The 25,596-nt window shown below is 31.3% G+C and carries 24 protein-coding genes, 1 tRNA gene and 1 pseudogene; 16 read left to right on the forward strand and 10 right to left on the reverse strand.

What is annotated here, in order from left to right:
- Window positions 1-23: 23 nt before the first annotated feature.
- The 5 genes from ABW636_RS02320 to ABW636_RS02340 all read right to left on the reverse strand — a co-directional run bounded on the left by ABW636_RS02320 (window position 24) and on the right by ABW636_RS02340 (window position 5,141).
- Window positions 24-746 (reverse strand): ABC transporter ATP-binding protein, encoded by a 723-nt coding sequence (locus tag ABW636_RS02320; RefSeq protein ID WP_367588342.1) that lies wholly within the window; start codon window positions 744-746, stop codon window positions 24-26.
- Window positions 747-941: 195 nt separating this feature from the next.
- Complete coding sequence (locus tag ABW636_RS02325) at window positions 942-1,421, reverse strand: DinB family protein (RefSeq protein WP_367588343.1); 480 nt, start codon at window positions 1,419-1,421, stop codon at window positions 942-944.
- 68 nt (window positions 1,422-1,489) lie between these two features.
- Window positions 1,490-3,859: a gliding motility-associated ABC transporter substrate-binding protein GldG gene (gene gldG, locus ABW636_RS02330; protein ID WP_367588344.1), complete on the reverse strand. Its 2,370-nt coding sequence runs from the start codon at window positions 3,857-3,859 to the stop codon at window positions 1,490-1,492.
- 84 nt (window positions 3,860-3,943) lie between these two features.
- Window positions 3,944-4,228 carry a putative quinol monooxygenase gene (locus ABW636_RS02335; protein ID WP_367588345.1) on the reverse strand — a complete coding sequence of 95 codons (285 nt, stop codon included), beginning with the start codon at window positions 4,226-4,228 and terminating at the stop codon, window positions 3,944-3,946.
- 82 nt (window positions 4,229-4,310) lie between these two features.
- The gene (locus ABW636_RS02340; protein WP_367588346.1) at window positions 4,311-5,141 is read right to left on the reverse strand and encodes an SAM hydrolase/SAM-dependent halogenase family protein; all 831 of its coding nucleotides are present in this window, start codon (window positions 5,139-5,141) and stop codon (window positions 4,311-4,313) included.
- Window positions 5,142-5,392: 251 nt separating this feature from the next.
- On the opposite strand from ABW636_RS02340, the gene ABW636_RS02345 reads away from it, so the two are divergent.
- On the forward strand, window positions 5,393-6,349 hold the full coding sequence (locus tag ABW636_RS02345) for a PhoH family protein (RefSeq protein WP_367588347.1): 957 nt from the start codon (window positions 5,393-5,395) through the stop codon (window positions 6,347-6,349).
- A gap of 52 nt (window positions 6,350-6,401) precedes the next feature.
- Window positions 6,402-7,349 (forward strand): phosphoribosylaminoimidazolesuccinocarboxamide synthase, encoded by a 948-nt coding sequence (locus tag ABW636_RS02350; protein ID WP_367588348.1) that lies wholly within the window; start codon window positions 6,402-6,404, stop codon window positions 7,347-7,349.
- Window positions 7,350-7,447: 98 nt separating this feature from the next.
- Here the strand turns inward: ABW636_RS02350 and ABW636_RS02355 are convergent, their stop codons facing one another.
- Window positions 7,448-7,867, reverse strand: coding sequence for a glyoxalase (locus ABW636_RS02355; RefSeq protein ID WP_367588349.1), 420 nt, complete (start codon window positions 7,865-7,867; stop codon window positions 7,448-7,450).
- A gap of 223 nt (window positions 7,868-8,090) precedes the next feature.
- On the opposite strand from ABW636_RS02355, the gene ABW636_RS02360 reads away from it, so the two are divergent.
- The 3 genes from ABW636_RS02360 to ABW636_RS02370 all read left to right on the forward strand — a co-directional run bounded on the left by ABW636_RS02360 (window position 8,091) and on the right by ABW636_RS02370 (window position 10,746).
- The gene (locus ABW636_RS02360; RefSeq protein ID WP_367588350.1) at window positions 8,091-8,981 is read left to right on the forward strand and encodes a DUF72 domain-containing protein; all 891 of its coding nucleotides are present in this window, start codon (window positions 8,091-8,093) and stop codon (window positions 8,979-8,981) included.
- A 204-nt stretch (window positions 8,982-9,185) separates the two neighbouring features.
- Window positions 9,186-9,548, forward strand: coding sequence for a hypothetical protein (locus ABW636_RS02365; protein ID WP_367588351.1), 363 nt, complete (start codon window positions 9,186-9,188; stop codon window positions 9,546-9,548).
- Window positions 9,549-9,636: 88 nt separating this feature from the next.
- On the forward strand, window positions 9,637-10,746 hold the full coding sequence (locus ABW636_RS02370; protein ID WP_367588352.1) for a DEAD/DEAH box helicase: 1,110 nt from the start codon (window positions 9,637-9,639) through the stop codon (window positions 10,744-10,746).
- 31 nt (window positions 10,747-10,777) lie between these two features.
- On the opposite strand, the gene ABW636_RS02375 is transcribed toward ABW636_RS02370, so the two are convergent.
- Together ABW636_RS02375 and ABW636_RS02380 are read right to left on the reverse strand one after the other, a co-directional pair.
- Window positions 10,778-11,167, reverse strand: a complete 390-nt coding sequence (locus tag ABW636_RS02375) for a response regulator (RefSeq protein WP_367588353.1) — start codon at window positions 11,165-11,167, stop codon at window positions 10,778-10,780.
- Window positions 11,164-12,639, reverse strand: a complete 1,476-nt coding sequence (locus ABW636_RS02380) for a sensor histidine kinase (RefSeq protein WP_367588354.1) — start codon at window positions 12,637-12,639, stop codon at window positions 11,164-11,166. Before ABW636_RS02380 ends, ABW636_RS02375 begins: the two co-directional genes overlap by 4 nt.
- A gap of 322 nt (window positions 12,640-12,961) precedes the next feature.
- On the opposite strand from ABW636_RS02380, the pseudogene ppk1 reads away from it, so the two are divergent.
- A pseudogene (ppk1, locus tag ABW636_RS02385) lies at window positions 12,962-14,619 on the forward strand (polyphosphate kinase 1).
- A gap of 24 nt (window positions 14,620-14,643) precedes the next feature.
- Here ppk1 and ABW636_RS02390 read toward each other — a convergent pair.
- Window positions 14,644-15,060 carry a hypothetical protein gene (locus tag ABW636_RS02390; RefSeq protein WP_367588355.1) on the reverse strand — a complete coding sequence of 139 codons (417 nt, stop codon included), beginning with the start codon at window positions 15,058-15,060 and terminating at the stop codon, window positions 14,644-14,646.
- 327 nt (window positions 15,061-15,387) lie between these two features.
- On the opposite strand from ABW636_RS02390, the gene ABW636_RS02395 reads away from it, so the two are divergent.
- The 7 genes from ABW636_RS02395 to ABW636_RS02425 all read left to right on the forward strand — a co-directional run bounded on the left by ABW636_RS02395 (window position 15,388) and on the right by ABW636_RS02425 (window position 20,940).
- Complete coding sequence (locus ABW636_RS02395; RefSeq protein WP_367588356.1) at window positions 15,388-15,558, forward strand: hypothetical protein; 171 nt, start codon at window positions 15,388-15,390, stop codon at window positions 15,556-15,558.
- Between the two features lie 102 nt (window positions 15,559-15,660).
- Complete coding sequence (locus ABW636_RS02400; protein WP_367588357.1) at window positions 15,661-16,137, forward strand: energy transducer TonB; 477 nt, start codon at window positions 15,661-15,663, stop codon at window positions 16,135-16,137.
- Between the two features lie 389 nt (window positions 16,138-16,526).
- Window positions 16,527-17,276 (forward strand): hypothetical protein, encoded by a 750-nt coding sequence (locus tag ABW636_RS02405; RefSeq protein ID WP_367588358.1) that lies wholly within the window; start codon window positions 16,527-16,529, stop codon window positions 17,274-17,276.
- Window positions 17,277-17,339: 63 nt separating this feature from the next.
- Window positions 17,340-17,561 (forward strand): hypothetical protein, encoded by a 222-nt coding sequence (locus ABW636_RS02410; protein WP_367588359.1) that lies wholly within the window; start codon window positions 17,340-17,342, stop codon window positions 17,559-17,561.
- A 364-nt stretch (window positions 17,562-17,925) separates the two neighbouring features.
- Complete coding sequence (locus ABW636_RS02415; RefSeq protein ID WP_367588360.1) at window positions 17,926-18,267, forward strand: hypothetical protein; 342 nt, start codon at window positions 17,926-17,928, stop codon at window positions 18,265-18,267.
- A 369-nt stretch (window positions 18,268-18,636) separates the two neighbouring features.
- Entirely contained in the window at window positions 18,637-18,813 is a 177-nt protein-coding gene (locus tag ABW636_RS02420; RefSeq protein WP_367588361.1) for a hypothetical protein, read from the forward strand.
- A 360-nt stretch (window positions 18,814-19,173) separates the two neighbouring features.
- Window positions 19,174-20,940 (forward strand): hypothetical protein, encoded by a 1,767-nt coding sequence (locus tag ABW636_RS02425; protein WP_367588362.1) that lies wholly within the window; start codon window positions 19,174-19,176, stop codon window positions 20,938-20,940.
- Between the two features lie 399 nt (window positions 20,941-21,339).
- Here ABW636_RS02425 and ABW636_RS02430 read toward each other — a convergent pair.
- Window positions 21,340-21,424 (reverse strand) — tRNA-Ser (locus ABW636_RS02430).
- A 171-nt stretch (window positions 21,425-21,595) separates the two neighbouring features.
- On the opposite strand from ABW636_RS02430, the gene ABW636_RS02435 reads away from it, so the two are divergent.
- The 3 genes from ABW636_RS02435 (at window position 21,596) to ABW636_RS02445 (ending at window position 25,566) form a co-directional block, all read left to right on the forward strand.
- Window positions 21,596-22,657 (forward strand): M28 family metallopeptidase, encoded by a 1,062-nt coding sequence (locus ABW636_RS02435; RefSeq protein ID WP_367588363.1) that lies wholly within the window; start codon window positions 21,596-21,598, stop codon window positions 22,655-22,657.
- Between the two features lie 321 nt (window positions 22,658-22,978).
- Window positions 22,979-24,448 carry a CARDB domain-containing protein gene (locus ABW636_RS02440; RefSeq protein ID WP_367588364.1) on the forward strand — a complete coding sequence of 490 codons (1,470 nt, stop codon included), beginning with the start codon at window positions 22,979-22,981 and terminating at the stop codon, window positions 24,446-24,448.
- Between the two features lie 200 nt (window positions 24,449-24,648).
- Complete coding sequence (locus ABW636_RS02445) at window positions 24,649-25,566, forward strand: TolB family protein (protein ID WP_367588365.1); 918 nt, start codon at window positions 24,649-24,651, stop codon at window positions 25,564-25,566.
- The last annotated feature ends 30 nt before the right edge of the window (window positions 25,567-25,596 follow it).

A 25,596-nucleotide genomic window follows, 5' to 3' on the forward strand; every position in this document is an offset into this window, starting at 1 on the left:
GGTTTCTGTAATAACAAACAGCCTTAATTTCTTACTTTGTATCGACTAGATTTAGTGTCAAAAAGAATAAGATCTTCAGGAAAAAGAGAAGAAAAGGCTCTACATTGTACTAGTTCTTTGGGCCTCCCAAATTCGAAACCGTTTTTATTCAATACAATCATTTTATCACAAAGTTGAATAGCAAAATCAATTTCGTGTGTAGAGAAAAGAATTGTTTTTTTGGTTTCGAATGACAGTCGCTTAAGAAGTTTTAAGATATATGCTTTGTGATACACATCCAAATGAGTAGTAGGTTCATCAAGCATTATAAAAGGAGTGTCTTGTGCTATTGCTCGTGCAATAAGTACCTTTTGTAATTGCCCATCACTTAATTCGAAACATCTTTTGGCGATTAAATCTGTAATATGTGTAACTTCTATCGCTTTTTTTGTTTGTTCTAAATCCTCATCGGTCATTTTACCCACCCAATTTGTATATGGTTGTCTGCCGAGCGCTACCAGTTCCTGTACTGTAAGGTTTTTTGAAGCTATCTTCTCTGTTAATACAATGCTTAATTGAGATGCCAGTTCTATAGGTTTGTAAGTAGTTAACTCTTTGTCAGAAAGTAATACCTTACCATGTAAAGCGGGCTGAACGCGCGATAACGTCCTTAATAAAGTGGATTTACCTATACCGTTAGCACCTACAAGTCCTATCAATTCTCCTTCTCTTAGTTTAAGATTAATGTCTGTAGCAATAACATTCATTTCTTTTTTAGAGCGATAACCAATAGATAAATCTTCTGTCTTAATTACTATATTTTGGGTAGTAGGATCGATAAAATTCGGGTTTTAGGTTTGGGGGTTTTCTATACCAAATATAAAGAATAGAAATTTAAAATAGATTGTACTTTAATTTCTAAAGCAAATAAAAACCAACAAATAGCCCTTGAAGAGAGTGTTTTACGCACTTTCTTTTTCTAAAACCATCTTTTTGATCAGCGAAATTTGGCCAAGATGATAATAACTATGTTCAATGACTCCTTCAATATTTTTTTGGTATGTCCCGTATTTTTCATCTACGAAAGGGGCGTCTAGCTGGCTATCCTCCATATTTTCTATATGGTTAGCAAATTTTTCACTATTAAGTAAAAATTCTGCTACCAAGTTTTTCCAATCGGCTTCAGATGTAATGGGTGGTAAATCAAAGCTATATTTATCTCTGATTTCTAGTTTTCCGCCATTAAACACGTTCAAAATACCAGCCAAATAATAATTAACATGATAAATGAGAACAGCTATAGTATTTAGGTCTTGAATTTGTTGAATAGATTGTTTCCAAGTTAAATCTTCGATTTGTAATTTGTAATTGGTATTAGCAATCCATTTTCCATTAAGAAAGACCTCTCTTAATCGATTGGCTAAAGTCTTATTTCTCAACATTTGTATATTGTTTTTTTACCTAAACTAAAATAAGCAAAAACAATGGTTCTTATACTTCATAAGATGTATTACATCTTTGTAACGTACTTTCTTTTTCTTAAAAAAGAAAATATAAGCCCAAAAACTAAAAGAATCATTAATGGTAAAACAAGATTAATTGCTTGCCATTTTGTTTTAGTATCAATTACTTTTTTTATGTTTAAAAACGAAATATTAATCTCTTTACCTCTAATATCTATTAAACCAGAATCATCCAGCAAATAATTTACAGAATTCAATAAAAACTCTTTATTACCATATTTAAGATTCATGGTGGGGTCAAATCCTAATTCTATAGGTTGTCCTTTTTGAGTTTGATTCTTAATAATATCACCATCTGCAATAACGATCATTTTTGTTGGATCGCTGGTATCTTTATGTTTTTTTTCCTGATAAGGTTTAATACGATTTTTATAGGTAGATTTAAAATTACCTTCTAGCAAAACAGCAAGGTTTTGAGCTCCTTCTGTATAACCGGTCATGTCAGGCTTTTTTCTTATGATAGATTCTAATCGTATTTCTTTAGGGACTCCTTCGGTTTTTGACTTATCAGAGCTGGTAAGCAATACAGTTTTTTGTGCACTATTTTTTAAGGTATCTATTTGATTAGAAAATTCGAATTTTACGGCTTCTATGTTCTTTACGATAGGGTGGTCGCTTGTGCTTTTGGTTAGAGATCCATAAAACCATGGATATGGGGTGAATTGAGTTTCATTTCCTTGTCCAGAAGCCAAAACTAATGGAGCAGAATACAAGTCGTTTACCAATACCGGATTTATTCGTACACCATACGAGAATAAAGCGTCTCCAAGTCGTAAATCCTGCATCACAGCAACGCCGGACCCTTCTGGGTTCATGAGGCTATCAATTTCCATAGTTACAGATTCCAGTAACCAAAGAGATTTTCCTCCATCCATAATAAACTGATCCAGTACATATTTTTCTTTTTCAGAAAATGGGACTGTAGGTTTAGCATTGATCACCAGATCAAACTTTTGTAAATATTTTAATGTTTTAGAAGGGTTGTCTGCTACAGAATCCAGTGTAAACGCTCCTACAAAATAATAGTCTTGTAACGTTTTAATAAAGTCTGCGATATTTGCATCTGGTAATTGTCCATTCCCTTTAAGGACTGCAATTTTGTGTTTTTTTGGATTTAGAAGTTTGGTTAGTCCATCTGCAAAAGCATATTCTAATTGTTGAATAGAGCTGTTAACACGTTCTTCTGTGGTGGCACCAATCGTATTTTTGACAAGTGGTATTTTAATACTCCTGTTCTGATAACTTAAAATTGCCCAGGGAACCACTGTTTCTATTTTTGTTTTTCCGCTTTCTTTTACACTAACTTCCATTGGTGTTAATCCAAATTTTTGTAATTCACCGATGGTTTGAGCACGAATTTCTTCCTCCTCCAAAGGATTGGTGAATACATATTGTAAATTTGGGTTAAGGGTGTTAAACTCTTCTAATAATTGTTTGGTTTCAGATTGTAATCGCTTAAATTCTGAGGGGAAGTCTCCTTCTAAAAGTACATCAATAACGACAGGTGCTGCTGCACTATAAATAAGGTTTTTTGTAGCATCAGATAAGGTAAAACGCTTATCTTGTGTTAGATCAAAACGATTATAAAAGGAATTCGCTGCTAGATTTAAAACAATAACCCCTAATAATGATATAATTATTGGCTTAATTTTATTTTTTAAAGCTCCTTTTGTTAGCGAAAAAGTCGCAAGTGCTAGAAAAAATAATAGCACAGAAACAAAATACATACTATCTCTTGTATCCAGTACACCCATACTTATTCGTTCATAGTGTATTTGCATACCCATCCAATTCATTTTATCCAATAGGGCAAAACCAAAGTAAATAGTAAAGCAAATAGAAATAGTGATCAAAAATGCAATGATCTGGTTGGTTGTGATGGATGATGAAAATATACCAATCGCGGTATAAGATGCAGCGAGTAATAATAGGGCGATATATGATCCAATGGTACTACCAATATCAAAACTACCAATAGGACTACTTAATTGATAAATGGTAAGTACATATAAGAAACTAGGTAAGAGAGCAATTATTATTAAGGATAAACATCCCAAATACTTACCTATTACAAGACGATATGGTCGAATGGGTTTGGTAAGCAATATTTCTAATGTACCATACTTTTTTTCTTCAGAGAAACTTCTCATGGTTATTGCGGGGATTAGAAATAATAATACCCATGGAGCTATCTGGAAAAAAGGAGATAAATCTGCAAAACCACTATCCAAAATATTATACTGCCCTTTAAATACCCATAAAAATAACCCATTTAGAATAAGAAATATGGCGACTACAAGATATCCAGCTATAGAAGAAAAAAAGGTGTTGATTTCTTTTCGTATTAATGCAAACATAGGTTTCTAAGATTATTTTTAATGTCTTATTATATATTATTTATAGATTGATTTGTGATATGCAATGCTACTTTTTTTATAAAACTATAGTTGTTTTGTACTCCAGGCCTCGGGTCTTTGGCAAAATTTATCTTTTGTATTTGCCCAGACCTTTTTGAATAACGCAGAGTTTCTGTAGTTATTGAGGTGCGTTTCTGATTCCCAATGACTGTAGGTGAAAAACTGATGGTTTTGGTGCTCATCTCTTAATAATTGTAAATGTGTACAACCTTCGAAATTTCGTATTTGATCTTTATGCTGGTTAAAATTCGTTAAAAATGCTTCAATTTCTTCTGTAATAAACCCCATTTTTACAATTCGTACAATCATTTTTTTTCGTTTTGAGGAAAATATATATGTTTACTCCTCTTTTTAGTTTTATAACGTGTTTTGATGATGAATGAAGGTCGTTTTATTCAAAACTTACACTCACAGTATCTCTAAAATGTAACCCAAAAAGGCTAGATGCTCCACCTACTGTTTTTGGATTACTTTTATAAATAGCTAATTCTAAATACCCCGAGGAATTAAAAATCGCTAATTTTTTTCCGTCTTCTTCACGCTTGCTTTTTTCAATAGTAAAGTTAATGGCATCGCTATACCGTAGATATACATTTTCAAACACGGCGTTGCGTGCAGTAATCTTAAATTTTCTTCCTTTTCCTATTTCATCAAACATTTTTTTTGTGATGTTAGTAATAAGGTTTCCATAATTATCAATATAAATGATACTACCTACAATTTGAGTACCTCCCACATTAACAATAGGAGTGATTCCTTTAATTGTTTTTATTTCAGAAATTACTTTTCCTATAACCTCTAACGTACCTCCACGCGCAATATGACATGCAACTGCTACAAATACATCTAGAACAGGGAAATTTGATACAATGGTATCATGAATATTAATTTCTACTACTTTTTCTGGATTAAACTGAGAAGTAATTAATGAGATTAATCCATTATTTGCACATATAAAATAGTGTCCATCTAGTAAAACAGCGATGTGTTTATTTTCTGGATGAAGCTCGCTATCAATACCAACGATATGAATACTTCCTTTTGGAAAATTTTTATAAGCATTTTGTATAATATATGCAGCTTCTGTAATATGAAATGGTGAGATTTCATGAGATATGTCAACAACTCTGGCATCAGGTAGCTCGGTATAAATCGCTCCTTTGATAGCAGATACAAAATGATCCTTGATTCCAAAATCTGTCGTTAAGGTTAGTATTGGCATGTACAAGAATTGTTAATATCTTTTGGTTGTAAGCACTTAAAAATATGTAAATTTGTTATGAAATTACTCAAAGTTTTAATTTGGATCACAAAATAATGATAAAACCGTTATTTTTTAATGGTAAAATCTATAGAATTATACAATAATTTAATTTTGTTGTGTGTTTTATTTTGTTTTCCCGGCAAAAATTAAACAGCGGTAGCAAAATTAGGTAATCCTAAAAAAAAATCATACTAAAATCTGCATAGCTTTTGAACGAACTTATTATAGAACTTACAGAAATCAATCCAAAAGAGTTTTTTGGACTTCAGAATAGTAATATTCAATTATTAAAAAAATACTTCCCTAAGTTAAAAATTGTGGCGCGTGGTAGTAAAATGAAAGTATATGGCGATGAGGATATGCTTGAAGAATTTGATATGCGTCTCAATATGCTCCTTGATCATTTTGGAAAATATAATAAACTAGATGAAAATGCGATTGAGCGAGTACTTACCAGTGAGAGTCAGGCAGATTATGAAACCTCTGCTAATAGTGGTGAAACGTTGGTGCATGGAGTAGGAGGTAAATTAATAAAAGCGCAAACTGCAAATCAACGTAAATTAGTAGAATCCTGTAACAAGAACGATATGGTTTTTGCTATTGGCCCTGCAGGTACAGGAAAAACGTATACCGGAGTTGCATTGGCGGTAAAGGCTCTAAAAGAAAAGCAGGTAAAACGTATTATTTTGACCCGACCAGCAGTTGAGGCGGGTGAGAATCTGGGATTTTTACCAGGAGATCTTAAAGAAAAATTAGATCCCTATATGCAGCCTTTGTATGATGCACTTAGAGATATGATTCCTAGTGAGAAACTAGATAGCTTTATAGAAAAAGGAGTGATACAGATTGCCCCTATGGCATTTATGAGAGGTAGGACGTTAGATAATGCTTTTGTAATTCTTGATGAGGCTCAAAATACAACGCATGCCCAAATGAAAATGTTCCTAACACGTATGGGTAAAAATGCGAAGTTTATTATTACAGGTGACCCAGGACAAATAGATTTACCAAGACGTGTTATTTCTGGGTTAAAAGAAGCTTTATTGGTTCTTAAGGATATTCCTGGTATTGGGATGATATATCTGGATGATAAGGATGTAATTCGTCATAAGTTAGTTAAAAAGGTAATAGCTGCTTATAAGAATATTGAAAATAGTAATGGATAATAATAGCTGATATCGAATCATATAGGTTTGATGTCTGAACCAAAAATTGATAATGAATACAATAGTTGATACAAACTATAATTTTCCGGGCCAAAAATCGGTATATAAAGGAAAAGTAAGAGAGGTTTATTCTATAAACGATGATTTATTAGTGATGATAGCTACCGATCGTTTATCTGCATTTGATGTAGTAATGCCAAGAGGGATTCCTTTTAAAGGGCAGATTCTTAATCAGATTGCAACCAAAATGATGAAAGAAACCGAAGATTTAGTGCCAAATTGGTTAATTGCTACACCAGACCCAAACGTTGCGGTAGGACATCTTTGCGATCCTTTTAAGGTAGAAATGGTAATACGAGGGTACCTTTCGGGGCACGCTGCGCGAGAGTATAAAGTGGGTAAAAGAATGTTATGTGGTGTTGCTATGCCAGAAGGGATGAAAGAAAATGATAAGTTTCCAGAGCCAATTATAACACCATCTACAAAGGCAGATAATGGAGAGCATGATGAGGATATTTCTAGAGAAGAGATTTTGTCCAAAGGAATTGTGTCTGAAGAAGATTATATAGTTTTAGAAGATTATACTAGAAAATTGTTTACTAGAGGAACAGAGATCGCAGCAAAAAGAGGATTGATTTTGGTTGATACCAAATATGAATTTGGAAAAACCAAAGATGGTAAAATCGTTTTAATAGACGAAATTCATACGCCAGATTCATCTCGTTATTTCTATTTAGATGGTTATGAAGATAGACAACAGGCAAAAGAACCACAAAAACAGCTTTCTAAAGAGTTTGTTAGACAATGGTTGATTGGAAATGGGTTTCAAGGAAAAGAAGGACAACAAATTCCTGAAATGACAGATGAATATATAAATTCTGTGTCAGAGCGTTATATCGAGTTATATGAAAATATAACGGGTAATTCCTTTAATAAAGCAGATGTTACTGATATATCATCAAGAATACAAGGAAATGTAATCTCTTATCTAGAAAAATAATTTCCAGAGATACTATTTTTGAAATCATACATACCATAAAATCTGGATTTTATGGTATGTATGATTAGTAAAGTGGTATTAGAATTCGCAGGATGTTATCATCCTGTTTTTAATTTTGATACGGGATATTCTAATAATTGTATGTTATCTTGTATCCGTTCTTTAACAATGCCCATCATACGTTTATTGAGAGCAGAAGAATTTTTGGTGTAAATGGCATATTCTTCAACTGTAAATTGCCCAATAATCATACCTTTTAGACTGTTTCTAAACTTCATGTCTTTTTGGATAGCATTTTCTACAAAATCGAAACGCTTTTCCAGAGATAATCCGTAAAAAGTATTTTTTCTTTTACGAATGTAATTTTTAAAAACTTCGATTAATAAATCTCCTTGTAATTTTACAATTGGGCGAATGGTTTTGTTCTGAAATTGCTCGTCGCTAGACATGTTTCCAGAAACCCTTGCGTTTAATAACTGCGGCCTCATTGCTAATAAATTTGTTTCCCTATTTTCCATAATACTTGAAGGTTTACTAAAAATACACAATAGTTATACGCAAAAATTACATGGGCTATTAGAGTTTTAAACTACTTATAAACAATGTAAAAGTGTAGTAAATATAACAACGATAAAATCAATTATTAATAATATTAATGTGCTCATTACATCAATTTTCTATAAGATTATTGTTATATGAGTCAATCGAAATGTATTTTTGTTACACTTTTAATCGTACAAAATGCAATTTGGAAAAGTAACACAACCCGAACTAATAGATTTTAGACTACCTCAAGATCATAAAGATACCGAACATGTATTGAAAAATACAGCTTCGGGAAACTTATCGGTTCATGTTGGTTGTGCCAAATGGAATAGACAGGACTTAAAAGGCTTTTACCCCAGAGGTACCAAGGACGAATTAGAATATTATTCATCTCAATTTAACAGCATAGAACTTAATGCAACGTTTTACAGGATTTTTCCTGAAGATCAATTTGTAAAATGGTATCTTAAAACACCGAAAGGATTTAAGTTTTTTCCTAAATTGGTTCAAAATATATCTCATTTAAAGAGGTTAAATGAAGATGTACAACCTTATGTAGATGAGTATTGTGCTAACGTGATTCACTTAAAAGAAAAATTAGGGACCGTCTTTTTACAATTGCATGGTAATTTTGGTCCCAAGAATTTTGATCGGGTTATTAGGTTTATAGAACAATGGCCAAAGGAAATACGTTTAGCTGTTGAGTTTAGACATACAGATTGGTTTAATGATAGCATGGTAGCAACAGAGTTGTATGAGTTACTTGAAAATAATAATATATCCAATATTATTACAGATACGGCAGGAAGAAGGGATTTATTACATATGCGCTTAACCAATAATGAGGCTTTTATAAGATATGTTGGGGCTAACCATGCTAGCGATTATTCTAGGTTAGACGAGTGGGTAGCACGTTTAAAGGTTTGGAAAGATCAAGGAATTAGTAACATACATTTTTTTGTACATCAAAACCTAGAAGTAGAGTCTCCTTTATTAGCAGGTTATTTCATTAAAAAATTAAATACTCATTTAGGTACAGGGCTTCATATTCCCGGTCATACGTCTAATAATCTTACATTATTTTAGTTTTTTGTTTTTGTAAAGTATTGGTTTTTATGGTTTTACCATAATGTATTCATTGGTTTTGTATAATTTTATTTGTTTTTTATCGATTAAATTTGTACTTTGTCGACGATTTTAAAAATTATTGATAAGGAAATCGAATTTTTTACCATGATTCGCCTTTAATTTACAATCAAAAATTACCCCATAATCTAAAAACTAAACAATATGAATTCACTTTTACGATCTTTATTTTTATTGAGTTTTTTTATGGTAATGGGCTTAGGTAATGCCCAAACAGTTACCCCATATGACTCTTTACACAAAACAAATGATAATCTAGTATCTCATTTAGAGTTGGATATGTCTGAAAAGAAGGTTTTTTCTTACGATTCAAATGTTATTCAAGAAAAAGACCATCGCGTAAATCATGATCATGATAAAATAGTACTTATGGATGTATTGTCATCAGAAAATCATTCTGATTTTAACTGCTCTGGTGGATTTTGTATGAATAGATCTCATTTTCATAAAAAAGGCCTTTCTTCTAAAAGGCAATTGTTTATATATTTTATGAATATTACTTGCTAATAAATTTATTGTAATAAAATAAATCTCCCTGTTATTTTCTTATTTAATCTAGATATTGGATTACTTTTGTAGCTTAAAACAAATAGCTATGACTTTTTTAGAGTTAGGGGTACCCAAAGATCTTAATAAAGGTCTTAAGGAAATAGGAATCATTAATCCAACAAAAATACAGGAGCAGGCCATCCCGATCTTGATGAATGAACCTACCGATTTTTTAGGTAAGGCTCAAACAGGAACAGGTAAAACTGCTGCTTTTGGAGTCCCTTTACTATCTAAAATAGATCCTACTAAAAAGCATGTGCAAGCGTTGGTATTAGCTCCTACAAGAGAATTGGGTCAACAAATAGCAAAACAATTATTTAAGTATACCAAATATACTGATAAGATATTTACAGAATCTGTGTATGGAGGAGAGAAAATAGAAAGACAACTTTCTAGATTAAAACGTCCAACTCATATTGTGGTTGCTACACCAGGGAGATTAATTGATCTTATCAATAGAAAAGCAATTGATATTTCTAAAATTAAGGTTTTAGTAATGGATGAGGCAGATGAAATGTTGAGTATGGGATTTAAAAAAGATCTTACTACCATACTTTCAAAAACAAAAGGAAGTCGAAATATATGGCTCTTTTCTGCAACTATTCCTTCTTCATTAAATGAAATCATAAATTCTTATTTAGATAGAAGTGCTGTAAAAATAAGTATTGACAAGGATGATGCTCTTAATAGCGGAATCGATCATCAGTTTGTTGTAGGTGATGAAGCTAATAAATTAGACACTTTGACCTATTTTTTGAAATCTCAAAAAGTCGGACGAGGAATTGTTTTTACAAAAACCAAAGTTGTTGCTCGAACACTTTCTAAACAATTATTAGCCAAAAACTATAAGGTTGGATTGTTAGAAGGAGAGATGACTCAGAAAGATCGCGATAAGGTAATGAGAGCTTTTAGAAATAAAAGTATACAGTTATTGGTTTCTACCGATGTTTCTGCAAGAGGAATTGATGTTGCTAATCTGGCATTTGTTGTTCATTATCAATTACCAGATCAAATAGAATATTTTACACACCGAAGCGGTAGAACTGCAAGAGCTGGCAAAACAGGGATTTCTTTGGCATTAATAACACGCCCAGAAATAAAAGCTATTCGAGATCTCGAAAAACAGTTGGGAATACAATTTAACCAAATACGATAAGAAAAATCCGGTATTTTGAAAAGTTAATTTTTTAGTCTTTTCTTTTTTTATTAAAAGAATTACCAATACTAGCGATTACCGATACTAATTGATCAAAATTTATGGGTTTTGAGAAATACCTGTCAAATCCAATATTGATAAAGCGCTGTTCATCTCCTGGCATGGCATAAGCAGTAACCGCAAATACCGGAATTCCATTTAAAAAATCCAGTTTGCGTAAACGTTGCAGTAATTCACATCCATCCATTTGATTAAGTCCCAGATTAATATCTACCAGGATGAGGTCTAGGCTTTTCTCTTTTACCACCTTAAGAGCTTTAGGACCATTTTCTGCAATAATAACATTAGAGTCATTTTTGGATAGCATTTTATCCATTACCATTGCATTAATTTTATTGTCTTCTACATAGAGAACATTCATACCCATTCTGGAATTATGATACAAAATTCTGTACCTATACCTACTTTACTTTCTACCGTTATTTCTCCGTCAAGTATCTCGATATATCGTTTAGACAAACTTAATCCAATACCTGTTCCTTCATACTTACGACTAAAACCAATACTCTCTTGTATAAATGGTTCAAATATCCTATTAAGGTTCTCCCTATTTATCCCAATACCAGTATCTGTTACCGAAATATAAACATTATTTTTGGATTTTTTTGAATATACTTTCACTATTATACCTCCCGTATTGGTGTATTTAATAGAATTATGTATAATATTATTTAGTGCAGTTTTAAAAAGTCCGTTATCTATTTTGATATATGGAGAGGTAGTATCTAGTACTAAATTATAAGAAAGATTTTTGGCTTCTGCCATATGTTTGTATTCTCTAAACGAAGTTTCGACGGTAAAATTTACATCATGTTTGAGTAAATTGATATTCTTTTTCATAGCCTCTACCTCACTAAGATTGGATAAATTATTAATTGTATCCAACAGTCGATTTTTGCTTTCTTCCAAATATCGTAAAAGCATGATTTTTTCTTCTTGATTTTGCTCATCAACGATTAGCTTACTTAGAGTCATAATACCGTTCAAAGGTGTTCTGATTTCATGGCTAAAGTTTGATAGAATATTTGATTTTAGATTGTTTAACTCCTGTTCTTTGATGTGTGACTCCTTTATAGCGATTTCTGCAAGTTTTTGTTCTGTGATGTCATGAAAGCTAACCAAAACAGAGTCTATAATTGTTTCTTGATCAAAAATTGGAGTATACTGCGCTTCTAACCATTGTATGTTGCCTTTATTTGTAATACGCTCAATTTCCTTTTTTACATGATTTCCTTTTAAAGCCTCATTAAACTCATGCGCAAAAGAATTTTTAAAATTAATAGGCATTACATCAATAAAACGACAAGTTTGTAGAGTTGGGTCAACATTAAAATCTCGTTTAATAATAGACAGAGATTTTTTATCTGTCATTAAGATTTCACCATCTGTGTTAAGCAATAGCATATATGCAAAACCATTGTTAACCATGGCTTGTAGTCTTTTTTTACTTTCAGAGGTGATAGAGAGTGCCTGATTACTTAGTGATTCTTTGGTTATATCCATTCCAATAGCACGTATGACATCATCATAAAGCTCAAAATTAATTTTTAGGATAATAGGAGTTTTTTGTCCCAAAGGAAAACTAAGTGACAGCGAAGTGTCCTCTATATGCTCGCAACTGGATAAAGATGATAGCAGCTTTTTAAACTTGAAGCCTTCCTTATTTGCGATATAACCTTCAAGATTAGTTCCCTTTATCAAACACTTTGATTCTGGAAATAATAACTCTGATCTGGGGTTAAAGTCTAGTATTGTACCATCTTTTTTTAATACAATAAAAAACAGTAATGTTTTTTCGGATAGAATTTTGAATTGTTGGATACTAAAAGGCATACATGAATTGATTGTGCACTTTAAAGTTACAAAATGATTTTTAATTAGGTGAAAATAGAGGAATTTAAGTGAAAATATGAGGTTTGGTAAGTTGGTCAAAGATTATGATTAAAATTGTTTGAAATGATGTTCGAAAATCCTTGAAACAATTTTAAAAAAGCAACCATTTATAGTGAATATGCTTCAATAGTTATACCAAAACTTTTAACAATATCAAAAGAATTATTATGAATTTATACTTCAAGAAGAGTTTGGAAGAATTTTTTACACAGAAATTATTCCTGATTTACAAAAGGCAAACATCAACCTACTATTCTTAGATATGTATAAAAAAGCTCAATTTGAGTTTTGTATAGAATATTATAAGAAGAACAGCAATGATTTGGGGGTATTAACTATAGGTGAAGACAATCTTTTTGTAAAAAATGAAATTATATACCTAGTAGGGATGTCTAATAAAAATGACTTTATTTGGTTTAAAATTAATCCAGAAATCCCTAGGTTTATTACAATGCCTAATACAAAGGAAAGTTTTGAGGTTTTATTTATTGATGATATCCTAAAATATAATCTAAAAGAGCAATATAAGACCGATTTTTATGCAATTAAAATCTCTAGGAGTGCAGAACTTTATATAGAAAGCGAATATTCTGGAAATTTATTAGATAAAATAAAAGCGTCATTACCCAATCGGGATAGCGGACAAGTCACTAGAGCATTGATAGATCAGTTCATGCCAAAAAACACTATTGATGCTATTAAACAAACGCTTGATATTAATGAAACTGATACCGTTAGAGGAAACACTTATCACAACTTTAAAGATTTTTTTAGTTTTCCTAATTTGGGTGGAAAGAAATTGATTTTTAAAGAACTAATACCGATTCGTAATAAAGAACTGCAGAATAGTTCGAGTATACTAACTGCGATAGATGAAAAAGATAGATCACTTAGTTTTCCTTATGAATCATTTGAAGATGTTGTGAGGCTGGTAGAAGAAGCAGCAAATGATCCCAGTGTTACCAAAATAAAAGCCACTTTATACAGAGTCTCTAAAGATTCATTAATAGCAAATGGATTCTTACAAGCAGCTAAGAATGGAAAAGAAGTGTATGTTTTTATAGAAACCAAAGCTCGTTTTGATGAAAAGAATAATATTAGATGAGGTAAGAAGCTAGAAGAAAACGGAGCGATTGTAAAATATAGTTACCCCGGGATTAAGGTGCATTCTAAAACTCTTTATATAGAAAAAGAAATAGAAGAAGCATCAAAAAAATATTGTTACATAGGTACAGGGAATTTTAATGAAAAAACATCCAAAATTTACACAGATTTTGGTTTAATGACTGCAAGAAAAAAAATAACCTCAGAAATCTTACAGGTTTTTCAGGTTTTAGAAGGAAAACTAATTATTCCTAAATGTAAAAAACTATTCGTATCTCCATTTACAACCCATAGTAAATTTAGAACACTGGTAGAGAATGAAATTGATAATGCTAAAGCAGAGGAGGAGGCATATACAATTTCAAAAATGAATAACCTGCAAGATAAGAGAATGATTAACTTATTATATAAGGCAAGTAATGCAGGAGTAAAATTAGATTACAGGTAAGAGGTATCTGTTGTCTGGTGCCTCAAATAAAAGAGCAAAGCGAAAATATATATGTCACCAGCATTGCAGATCGGTTTCTAGAACATGGAAGAGTATATTTATTTTCGAATAAAGGAAAGGAAAAAATGTTTATAGGCTCTGCAGATTGGATGACAAGAAACCTGGATCATAGAATTGAAGTTATTAGACCAATCTTGGATAAACATATATTTACAAAGATTTCTGAAATAATAAGGCTTCAGCTTAATGATACTGTAAAAGCTAGAAATATTGATGTAATGCAGACGAATCAATATAGTACTGGTCAAAAAAATACAATAAGTTCTCAGCATCTGATTTATGACCAATTAAAGCAAATCAATCAATAATGTGACCGATGAGTTTGGGTATATCTATTTTTTAGTAAATATATAAATAGACTTTGTTTCAAGTTCATCTATTTTAAAAATCGAAATAATTTCGACCATACCGGGTTCTAAAAACTTTCCGTGATATGTAATGGTTTCAGATTCATATTTGATAGTAAAGTTAGAATTAAGCGCAAGAAATTTAAGCTTTTTGTCAACAGGGTCGCAAGAATCTGTGATTAGTCCAGGATTTTTCCAAATAGCATCCCCCATACTATTTACGGTAATAGTTTCTTGTTTTCGACATTCATCTAGTTCAAGGTCAATACCTCCTAAATTTGCACTTTTCAAGACCCAAACACCAATTAAATCTGATTGTTTTCCTTCAAATATTATTATTTCATCCTCTTTTTTACAAAGAATGAGGATGAAGCATACAAATAGGGGGAGTAATTTTTTCATAACGCGTTTTTCAGTTTTAAAAAGAAATCAAATTTAAAAGAGTTTACTTTTTAATTAAATACAGAAAAACCATATTTTTTTTACTTTTTAAAAGTTGTTAAGATATGAATTTGTAGGAGTAGTAATTAGGTGTTTAACTTGTTGTTTTTTAATGTTTTATTTGGTGTTTGGGAGTAGTTTTCTTTAGATTGGCGCTAAATGTACAAGTAAAATTTAATAGATAAATGTTTGGTTTTCGTATATAAATTATATTTTAGTCTTGTAATTGAATTAAATAATAATCTTATTTCTAATTTGGGGAAATTAGCATAAGTTAGGATATAGTAAATGAATACAACAAAAGTAATCAGTATAGTACTTCTTGTAGTAGGAGTGTTATTGTTTTTATTGGGAGCACTTATTAAGATATTACATTGGCCGGGGGTTAATTATTTTCTTATTTCGGGAGCTGTTTTATTTTTTATAGGGGTTGCCTTACTTTTTAAGAAAGGGGATTAAGGTGATGATATTTAAAAACAAATGTAAAGTAGTTTCATAACCGTTATGAATATAAATTTTTAACTACTTTTAAATTAAATTACAAATGAGATTTTTTTAGCAATGTCATTAATAGCCTTCTCAAGTCAAATAGGATTTGGGCAAAACATTCAAATATCTGATGACTTCTATGGCCATGTCGTGGTCACACCAAAATTCGAAGGAGGAATACGAGAATTTTACAAATACATTAGAGAGAATTTGAAATATCCGAAAGCTGCAAAAAGAAAAGGTATAGAAGGAAAAGTGGGCGTCACTTTTGTAATTGACAAAGAAGGGATGGTGGTTCAAGATTCGGTCAGAGTTACAAAAAAAATACACCCTTTACTTGATAACAAAGCAGCAAGGGTCATCAGAGAATCACCGAAGTGGATATCAGGTAAATTAGCTGCAGATGGTCCAACTGTAAATGTTAAAATGTTTTTCCTAATAATATTAAAGATGGAAATTAGATCTAAAATCTGGAAATATCAAAAAGAAGAGGAGAATATAAAAATGAAAAGTAACCTTATTAACGTTTTTTCGGTACCCAATCTATAAAGTAGAAATCTCCCCATTATTTAGCTTTATTTTATGATTTAAACTTATTCTCTATAGGATATGGATTGTATGATTAAGCATTGTATGTAGAAAATAAAAGTTAGCAATTATTGCATTAAACCGTAAACAAGGTAAAGTTAAACTTACTTTCTTTATATCCCATACCCATATTCTCATATACCCCAATTAAGAAAGTTTATATAATGGTCAAAATTTGTTTGAATAATCAAATAATATTTATATACAATATTTATTTGTATAGTAGTAATATATTTTTATGGAAAACCGTAATATACTTGCTTTTTCGAAGAAAAGTTTGTGGTTTTACCGTATTCAACTTTGTAGGATTTGTTAGTAGTTTTGAGCTTAAAATTAAAACCAATTTAAAAGTGAAAAATTTATACATATTGATTTTGTTTATATCTGTACAATTGTCAGCACAGAGAGTAGCACATCGAAGTTATATAGCAGACAATGGAATTAAATATAAGTCAGGTGATAGAATTAATTATAAGGGATCGAACTATAAAATAAAAAAGATATTCCAGGACACAGAATCTCAAATTTTTTATATACAATTAAAAGGAAGAGATAAATTTGAGATTGAGGTTAATAAAGAAATTGAAAGTTGTAATGTAAAACCTTGTGAGATTGATCCGAATGCAAAATACGATTGTGAATATCTTAAAAATAAAATTGACGAGAATACAAATCAAAGAGTGGTAAAGCTTAAACCTAAGGCTCTTTACAGTAAAGGTGAATTCTCAGACAGCGCAACTGTATATGGAATGGTACAGGAGAATACTAAAATATTAGTATTTAAGATATTCAGTTATAATACTTTTAGTTTTAAAAAAGGTGATCAGATCATGCTCAAAACTTCAGACGACGATATAATCAAACTAGATAATTTTAATGATGTTGTCGCAGAGCACAAAACAATTAAAAAACTTAACACAGCTTTTTGGATTGCAGAAATGAAGGTTGTTTTAACAGATGAATTAGTAGATAAATTAAAAGACAGGAGATTGGTTAAGGTGAGTTACAATACATCAAAAGGAAATGTTGATAGTGATGTAAGAGACAAGTACTCTATGAATGTTGCAAGAATAGTTGGCTGCTTAACAAATAAATTTTGAATTTACGATTTTGCCATAAAGGAAAAGGTTGAGTCAGTCGTAATTTTATAATCTACAATTTTAATGGCTTTTGCATTGGCCTATACAATATCGGTAAGTGTAAAATGTGAATTGAATAAAGTAATCAGTATTGAAAAAAAACTTGTCGACCCTAAAAAAATAGAAAGACCAGGCGAACAAACTTTTGAGAGCAAAAATAGAATTGATAAAGATGTTGTTGTTAAAATTGGAGAGACTAAAAGAACCAATCCAGAGGATGATGGTACCATAGAACTTGGAAATTGAAGAGAATTCAATATAGATCCTTAAGCCAAAACAGCAATTTTAACAAATGAGATCAAATTATTTATTACCCGATACCAGGTTTTTATAATTTTCATCAAATAGAGGAAAACAGGTATAAAGGTTGAACAGCTTGGGGCTAATAGAAAATTAACAGGTTGTAATATATTGATGCCTTATGTCAAATAGCGTTACAGAGTAGCTACCCTAAATTACAAAATAACTCACCAACAATGAATAACTTCTTTGTATTCATGAATTTAGAGTGGTTTTCATGAATACCGATACGCCTTTCTTGTTCGGATAATATTTGAGATGTACTATTGATCAAATAAAAATTAGTATAAATCATTTAAAAAATTTTATCATGATTAAAACATTGTCAACCTTATTGTTATTCATATTATTTTTTGTTGGCTTCAGCGCAACACCGAATACGGAATTAGAAACTAAACCAACCATTGAGAACTCCATTGATGACACTACAGCACGGAATACGTGCTGGTATGCACAGGTTATTATTGCATTAAAAAGTGCACCAAAGGCTTTTTTTGAAGGAGGTGCATCAATAGGAACTTCTAAAGCAGATGCACTAGCATGTGCCATGTCTAGTGTTAGATTTTTACATCGTAATGATTTTATAATACATAGGATTTATTATAAAAGAGTACCTTGTGGAAATACTGATCCCAGATATTCTATTGATTAGATTCTGAAATCATTTCAATTGTAACTAAATCCTTATAGTAGTTTGCAAGCTATAAGGATTTAAGGTTTACTATAAATAGAAAAAAGCATATTAAAGGATAGGAAAGCATTCATTTAGAAAAACATTATTGATTTATGATAATTATTAAAAAAGCATATGAAATTTATAACAACAGAGAACAATAACACCATAGATTAAAATAACAGCACTGCGTAAAACCATTTCCCTGCTAATTAGTTCTAACAGTTAAGAGGGATTTTTATGACTCACACGTAATTCGGGAAATTCGATATCAACTTTTTGTAAACAAATACTTCATTCTCTATGTTTGTTTGTATAGAATTAATAATTAAAAAACAATTACATTTTATGAACAATCAATCATCATTAAGAAAAATAAATTATGAAGAGCTCCTTGGTTTAAAGTTAAACAACTTACGCGTTATAGTAGGTGGAGCTAAAGTTATGAAGAACAAGGTAGGTGATAAGAGCAGTACCAGTTATATATCATTTGGTTACGATGTTGTTAATGGAAAACCACTTTAATATATATTAAAATATTATAGTTATATAAAGAAGGGTTTTTATCTTTTTTTTTAACTGTACCTGTTATATAAAAACCGTTTGGCTAATTGTCGGACGGTTTTTTTATTGTTTTCAGCCTAAATCGTACTTGTAAAATTCGGGGAAATTTTAGTTTTTATAGTTTAATTAACTAATTGTTTTATAGTGTTTTGAGTGTTGTTTTGTAATATTATAATCTGCTATACTTATATACCACCCCATGTCCGAGGATTTCTTCGGGTATGGGGTGGTTTTGTTTAAATTTTTAATTAACTATCATAAGTAATATTCGTTGTCTTGGTACAATATTTATCGTTATTATTTATTCTAATCTTCATAAATATGAAAAAAATTATATTCTTAGCATTATTGGTTGTCATATTAAGCTGTAACCTTCAAGAGAAAATTGTGGAAGCAATGAATAGTGAAGATGTGGTAATGAACTCCAAAATATCCAATATTGATGGAAATGTTTCGACAATCAAAAGTGATGTAAATTCATTATCGGAGAAAGGAGTTAATGCAGAACCCTATGCTCAAAATCCAAATTCCCTTGGGTATCATCTTGAATCTAGTTTTAAAGCTTTAAAAAACAGATGTAACTTATCTTATAATAAAGAAGATGTATATTCTTTTATCCCAAATAATATCAGGGAATCTGAATCAATAGATGAAGATTTAAGTAAAAATTACAATCACATTGCTCGAGTAGGAAGTCAAAATTTATTCAATGGAATTTACGAGGAACCAGTATTCTCCGATGAAATATTGTACAACCCAGATCTTAATCTTAGGATATTTAGGGAAAATTGGCCTCTTGGAGTGTCTCTTCAAGATGGACATATAAATAAGGTTGAACATATACAAACTTGTACAGGTATGGCGTTAGCTGCTATAAATGCTAAATTTAATATTCCTCCAGGTGAAATTGATGCCTCTTTAAGAGCAGAAACGGACTCTTCCACTGAATTACTTCTGTTAGGAGGGAGTTTTTTCTCGCCTCTACATAGTATGCTTACTTCTACTAATGAATCAATTAAAAATTGGGTTCGGCTTAAACTATGGCAGAATTATGAGATGAATAGTCAGTTTCTTGAGATGGAGAATTCCTATTATGTAAAAGGGTTTTATGGATATATGTCTTTTCTTGGTACTAGAGACAAGTTTGAATTCAGTTCTAGCCTAGATGCCAATCTTGCAGCGGATGTGTCTGTGATTGAAGTAAGTGGTAATGTTTCAGGGGCAATTAGTAAAAAAAGTAGCACAGAAATAAAGGAATATAATATATATGTTCAAAAAGGAATTTCAAGTAACAATGAATATATATCTTGGGGTAAAATGCCTACTCCAGAATTAATAAGAGATGAAATGGCTGAAGTTAACCCTATTGTAAAGGGAGATAATAATTGGATTAAATATGATGATTATTTTCATGAAGTTACAATTTGGGGCGTGCCATCAGAAATGTCTAACAAGAACAATTGGAGTGTACAAGAAACGAACGGGAGCTCAACAAATCCTGATATAGTTAACGTTAAAGAAATAAACGACCCTTCAAAATTATTTGAAGGTAGCTTGTTTCTAATTAAATTTAATCCTCCAAAAAGCTTTTTTGATGAAACTATTCAAGATAAGCCTTATGACTTATCTTATAAAATCTCTTATAATGACAAAATTTTAGTTAATAATCAGGAAGTAATACTATCTTTTGAAGTAAATGATAACAAGATATATCGAAAGAAAGATCTTTCAATTGAAAGCTTGTCAGAAGCATACACCTTTTCACCTCAAACCATAAGTGATAATATAAATAAGATTGAATGGGATATCCAAATTCCATTTTCAGATGATAATAATAGGGTTGACAAAGACAGAAATGTTAAGGTTCTTATCAAGAATGGAATATTGAAATTCGAAAGAACGAATATTACTGGGTTTATTCAAAATAACTTAATTCATTTTGAAATAGGTCATAATATTAACCATGAAAATCTAAAAGAAGGAATTCAAACTTTTCCGATTACTGTCTCTATTCAACTTCCGATTAATTCATCAGGATATACAGAGACTATAGAAAAAACAATAGAGTTGTACACTCCTATCTATTAAAGGTGATAAAAGAGTATATAATGTATAGTATTATCCAAAGTAGTATAAATTTTAAGTAAGAATTTTCATCATAAAAAGTTGTAAATAACTTTAAGTGTTGAAAACGAAGCTTATGTGTTACCACGGATCTTTCGATAAAAAACTTAAAAAAGTAGAAGAACATTACGGTGTAAAGAGAACAGATCAGTTAGAAATAGGTGAAAATGATTTTATATCACATCATATAAACGGTTTCGCTGATTGATATGTTAATCATCTCGTAAATAAATGACCTGATAATTAGGAATTTACAATCTTATTTGTATAAACATAACAATTGGTTTTGATCCGGTTTCAACTTTGGACTTATAGTATAAAAAGCAAAAAACGCTTCAATATGTATTGAAGCGTTTTTGTTTGCGGAGAAAGAGGGATTCGAACCCCCGGAGGTGTGACCCTCAACAGTTTTCAAGACTGCCGCATTCGACCACTCTGCCATTTCTCCAGTGTTTAGTCTCATCAAGTATTCCCTGAATGCGGGTGCAAATATAAAACCTTTTTTTAATCTAAAAAGAATAATTTGAAAAAAAATTAAAAGTATTTGCCAAAAAAATATTAATCATATAGTCATGTGTAATGATTTAAGTATATTGTACTTTACTAATTAAAAATACATATGAAAAATAGTGTTATTGTAATTGCTTCTTTTATAGCTTGTTGCTGTGGTACTCCTCGTAATTCTTCGACAAATGAAGCTAAAAATAATTCTACAGAAAGTGCAAGTAGAGAAAATGTAGCGGTTAACTATGCAAAAAAAATTACGGCAAAAGAATTAAAAGAATATTTATACACTTTTGCCAGTGACGAATTTGAAGGGCGTGATACAGGAGAACCAGGTCAAAAGAAAGCGGCAGAGTTTTTAAAGAAACAATATAAGAAAATGGGGATTCCTTCTCCGTTAGGAGAAGATGATTACTTTCAAGAAATACCCAGTTCTTATTTTAGAGGAGGTATCAACGATTCAGAAAATGTAGTAGCATATATCAAAGGAACAGAAAAACCAGAAGAAATAATAGTGATTTCTGCGCATTATGATCATATTGGTATCGATAAAGAAGGGAATATTTATAACGGCGCTGATGACGATGGTTCAGGAAACGTGAGTATGTTAGAAATTGCAGAAGCTTTTAAAGAAGCGAAAAAAGATGGTTTTGGCCCAAAAAGGTCCATTTTATTTTTACATGTTACAGGAGAAGAGAAAGGATTGTATGGTTCTAGGTTTTATACAGAAAACCCTGTGTTTCCTTTAGAAAAAACAATTGCAGATCTTAATATTGATATGATTGGTAGAGTGGATAAAAATCATGAAGATGAAGATAAAAGAAATTATATTTATTTAATTGGAAGTGATCGTTTAAGTACAGATTTACATGAAATAAGTGAGAAGGTAAATGAGACTTATACCCAATTGGATTTGGATTATACTTATAATGACAAAGATGACCCTAATAGGTTTTATTTCAGAAGTGATCATTATAACTTTGCAAAACATAACATTCCTATTATATTTTATTTTAATGGGGTACATGAAGATTATCATAAACCAACAGATACAGCAGATAAAATAGAATATGAGCTATTGACCAAAAGAGCACAATTAGTATTTTACACTGCTTGGGAAGTTGCTAATAGATTAGATAGAATTGTTGTAGATGGTGCCGATAGTGAAGGAGAATAAGTAAAAATAGTACTAAATATATGTTAAAGGCTATCCGTTTTGGGTAGCCTTTTTTAGTGAAGAAACATTAAATAGATGAGAAAACGATTACCTAATTTATACATAAATTACTGTAGTTTATATAATTGTTTTAATCGGTAGTCGTAGGCTATACCAAGTTTTGATTATGGCGGTTATTTGCAAATATTTTTTTATTAATTTTTACTTGTAAAAATTAACAAATACTTAATAGATTCACTCATCAGAAATGTTTGTTTTGCGGTGTCGATTAGTGACGTTCAATTTTAATAATTACACATCAAAAATTTTAACAAAACAAACATGAAAAAGCAATTTATTTTAATGGCATTCATAGTAATGTCCTCTCCATTTTTATTCGCACAAGATATTGATGTAACCATTTCTACATCACAAGTGTCGAGTGTTGTTCAGGCAAGAGAATATGCTTTATTAAGTTGGTCTGTAAAGAGTAGAAATAATACAGCAGCCCCAGAAAGTAAAATCAAGTTCTATCTTTCTAAGGATAGCGAATCATCCAGAGATGATTTGTTTTTAGGTACTGCAGCGGTACCAGAATTAGTAGAAGGAAACGAAGGACCCGTACAATATCTTTGGGTACAGATTCCTTCAGATGTATCCGCAGGAAATTATTACATCCTTTTTCATGTAGATGCTGATAATGAAATTGCAGAAGCGAGTGAATCAGACAATGTTAAAGCAGAGGCCATAGAGGTATTGGTAACTGCAAAGTCTGATTTAGTAGTGTCTTCTACAGATTTGCCGTTAACAGGTATAGAAGGTAATCAAGTAAAAATAGGATGGGCGATACAAAACCAAGGGAATGCTCCTGCTGTACAAACTTATCTTACCGTTTACCTTTCAGAAACTCCAGAAATTACAGATAACGCTGTAAAGGTTTTAGGAGTTAATGTAGACCCTATTTATGAAGGAGAACGTGTTACAAACGATGCCATTATTACGATACCAAGTGATAGTAGAATTGATGGAGGTGTTATAGGAAAACGTTATCTGGTTTTTGAAGTAGATAGTAATGAGCAGGAAAGAGAGTCTAATGAATCTAATAATACAGATTTTAAAAGAATTAATATCTCGGGTAACTCTGATTTGGTAAGCACTGCTATAGTGGCATACGGAAGCATTGATTATTATGCTCCTCATGTAAAAGGAGTGGTATATGATGTAGAATTTCAGGTAACAAATCAAGGTAGTGCCGCTACAGGAAAGACAAGTACAGTAAAGTGCTACCTTTCTAGAGATAATAAATTAGATGCGAATGATGAGTTAATACGCACCATTTCTAACATTCCTGCACTAGATGCTAATGAGTCTCATAGTATTCGTTTTTTTAATCGTTGGGATCGATACTTTCCTGGTCCAGGAGGATCAATCGACTTACAACATAAGTTAAATGAATTGTTACGGCACAAGTTGATTATAGTGTTAGATACAGAAAATGTTATTGCAGAGTCTAATGAGGATAATAATGCAGTAGCACAAGGGCTTATTATCAAGCCATCGCATGTAATACCAGGTACTGCAGAAGAGCCTGAAACTACAGTTGCATTTCCGATTCCTGTAAGAGATGTTTTAAATGTTACCGTAATCGATAATACACAAATTACTATTCACAGTACTTCTAACGGTGCTTCTGTGCTTACCAAAGAGTTTCCTTTGGCAGGTACCTATCAGCTAGATGTTAGCTCTTTAAGAACAGGAGGGTATGTTTTACAAGATAATAGAGGTAAAAAAATCAACTTTGTTAAAGAGTAATAAATAATAATAACCTAGTACCAATCAAATTTAAAAATCGAGAGCCTGAGCTCTCGATTTTTTTGTTTCTACGATAAAATAGGAGGGAAGATAAATAAGGTATACAAGCTTGGTGTTCTAGTATTATAAATTTTGCTACATTTAGTCATGGTACGTTATGTGTATTTCGAGTTGCTTTTAACAAATAAAAATTAAAACATATGAGATTGCTAATTAATTTTCTTTTCTGGTGTTTATTAATTCCTGTCATAGGTTATTCGCAAAAAAAACGTGACCATCTTAAGTATCTTGAACAAGAACCCCCATCATTAACTCCAGAGGTGTTTGCTCCCGGCCTTATTTCCAAAAGCGAGCAATCAGAGTTTGGTTCGGTTTTTAATAAAGAAGCAACGGCTTTTTATTATGGGGTAGATATTGGTGGAAGAACAGAGATACATTATACAGAATTAAAAGATAGTGGTTGGAGCAAGCCAAAAGTCATCCTGTCTCACGAAAAATATGGATATAATGATCCTTTTCTTTCTCCAGACGAAAAGCGATTATATTTCATATCACAACGAACATTAGATGGGGTGGGTGCCAAGCAAGATCATGATATTTGGTACGTAGAAAAAGAGGGAGATAAATGGTCAGACCCTATCAATGCAGGATCCAATATCAATACCAATAGAGATGAATACTACATATCGTTTACAGCAACGGGAACTATGTATTTTTCATCAAACAAAATAACATCAGAAAAAAGAGGAAACGATTTTGACGTTTATTTTTCTGAAAATATTGATGGAAAATTTCAGGAAGCAATTGCACTGGATCATTCAATCAACACTTCAAACTATGAAGCAGATGTTTTTATAGATCCAAAAGAAACCTATATCATTTTTTGCGCAAGGAGACCAGAGGGCCTAGGTCGAGGGGATCTTTATATTAGTTTCAAAAATACAGATGGTACATGGACAAAATCTGTGAATATGGGAGATAAAATAAATACAAAAAAACATGAGCTTTGCCCTTTTGTGTCTCATGATGGTAAGTATTTATTTTATACCAGTGATCAGGATATATACTGGGTAAGTGCAGAAATTATTAACGTAATAAAAAAAGAAATAAGTAAATAGCCAGATGTATACTACCTAGTTATAAATTTA

Source organism: Aquimarina discodermiae (genome assembly GCF_040786235.1).
Taxonomy (GTDB): domain Bacteria; phylum Bacteroidota; class Bacteroidia; order Flavobacteriales; family Flavobacteriaceae; genus Aquimarina.

Coding starts and splice junctions, on each gene's coding strand:
- ABW636_RS02395 (WP_367588356.1), top strand. CDS start 15,388: ATGAATACAACAAAAGTAATCAGTATAGTACTTCTTGTAGTAGGAGTG.
- ABW636_RS02325 (WP_367588343.1), bottom strand. CDS start 1,421: ATGTTGAGAAATAAGACTTTAGCCAATCGATTAAGAGAGGTCTTTCTT.
- ABW636_RS02375 (WP_367588353.1), bottom strand. CDS start 11,167: ATGAATGTTCTCTATGTAGAAGACAATAAAATTAATGCAATGGTAATG.
- ABW636_RS02350 (WP_367588348.1), top strand. CDS start 6,402: ATGAATACAATAGTTGATACAAACTATAATTTTCCGGGCCAAAAATCG.
- ABW636_RS02360 (WP_367588350.1), top strand. CDS start 8,091: ATGCAATTTGGAAAAGTAACACAACCCGAACTAATAGATTTTAGACTA.
- ABW636_RS02445 (WP_367588365.1), top strand. CDS start 24,649: ATGAGATTGCTAATTAATTTTCTTTTCTGGTGTTTATTAATTCCTGTC.
- ABW636_RS02365 (WP_367588351.1), top strand. CDS start 9,186: ATGAATTCACTTTTACGATCTTTATTTTTATTGAGTTTTTTTATGGTA.
- ABW636_RS02420 (WP_367588361.1), top strand. CDS start 18,637: ATGAACAATCAATCATCATTAAGAAAAATAAATTATGAAGAGCTCCTT.
- gldG (WP_367588344.1), bottom strand. CDS start 3,859: ATGTTTGCATTAATACGAAAAGAAATCAACACCTTTTTTTCTTCTATA.
- ABW636_RS02400 (WP_367588357.1), top strand. CDS start 15,661: ATGTCATTAATAGCCTTCTCAAGTCAAATAGGATTTGGGCAAAACATT.
- ABW636_RS02390 (WP_367588355.1), bottom strand. CDS start 15,060: ATGAAAAAATTACTCCCCCTATTTGTATGCTTCATCCTCATTCTTTGT.
- ABW636_RS02320 (WP_367588342.1), bottom strand. CDS start 746: ATGAATGTTATTGCTACAGACATTAATCTTAAACTAAGAGAAGGAGAA.
- ABW636_RS02425 (WP_367588362.1), top strand. CDS start 19,174: ATGAAAAAAATTATATTCTTAGCATTATTGGTTGTCATATTAAGCTGT.
- ABW636_RS02335 (WP_367588345.1), bottom strand. CDS start 4,228: ATGATTGTACGAATTGTAAAAATGGGGTTTATTACAGAAGAAATTGAA.
- ABW636_RS02355 (WP_367588349.1), bottom strand. CDS start 7,867: ATGGAAAATAGGGAAACAAATTTATTAGCAATGAGGCCGCAGTTATTA.
- ABW636_RS02440 (WP_367588364.1), top strand. CDS start 22,979: ATGAAAAAGCAATTTATTTTAATGGCATTCATAGTAATGTCCTCTCCA.
- ABW636_RS02370 (WP_367588352.1), top strand. CDS start 9,637: ATGACTTTTTTAGAGTTAGGGGTACCCAAAGATCTTAATAAAGGTCTT.
- ABW636_RS02435 (WP_367588363.1), top strand. CDS start 21,596: ATGAAAAATAGTGTTATTGTAATTGCTTCTTTTATAGCTTGTTGCTGT.
- ABW636_RS02380 (WP_367588354.1), bottom strand. CDS start 12,639: ATGCCTTTTAGTATCCAACAATTCAAAATTCTATCCGAAAAAACATTA.
- ABW636_RS02340 (WP_367588346.1), bottom strand. CDS start 5,141: ATGCCAATACTAACCTTAACGACAGATTTTGGAATCAAGGATCATTTT.
- ABW636_RS02410 (WP_367588359.1), top strand. CDS start 17,340: ATGGCTTTTGCATTGGCCTATACAATATCGGTAAGTGTAAAATGTGAA.
- ABW636_RS02415 (WP_367588360.1), top strand. CDS start 17,926: ATGATTAAAACATTGTCAACCTTATTGTTATTCATATTATTTTTTGTT.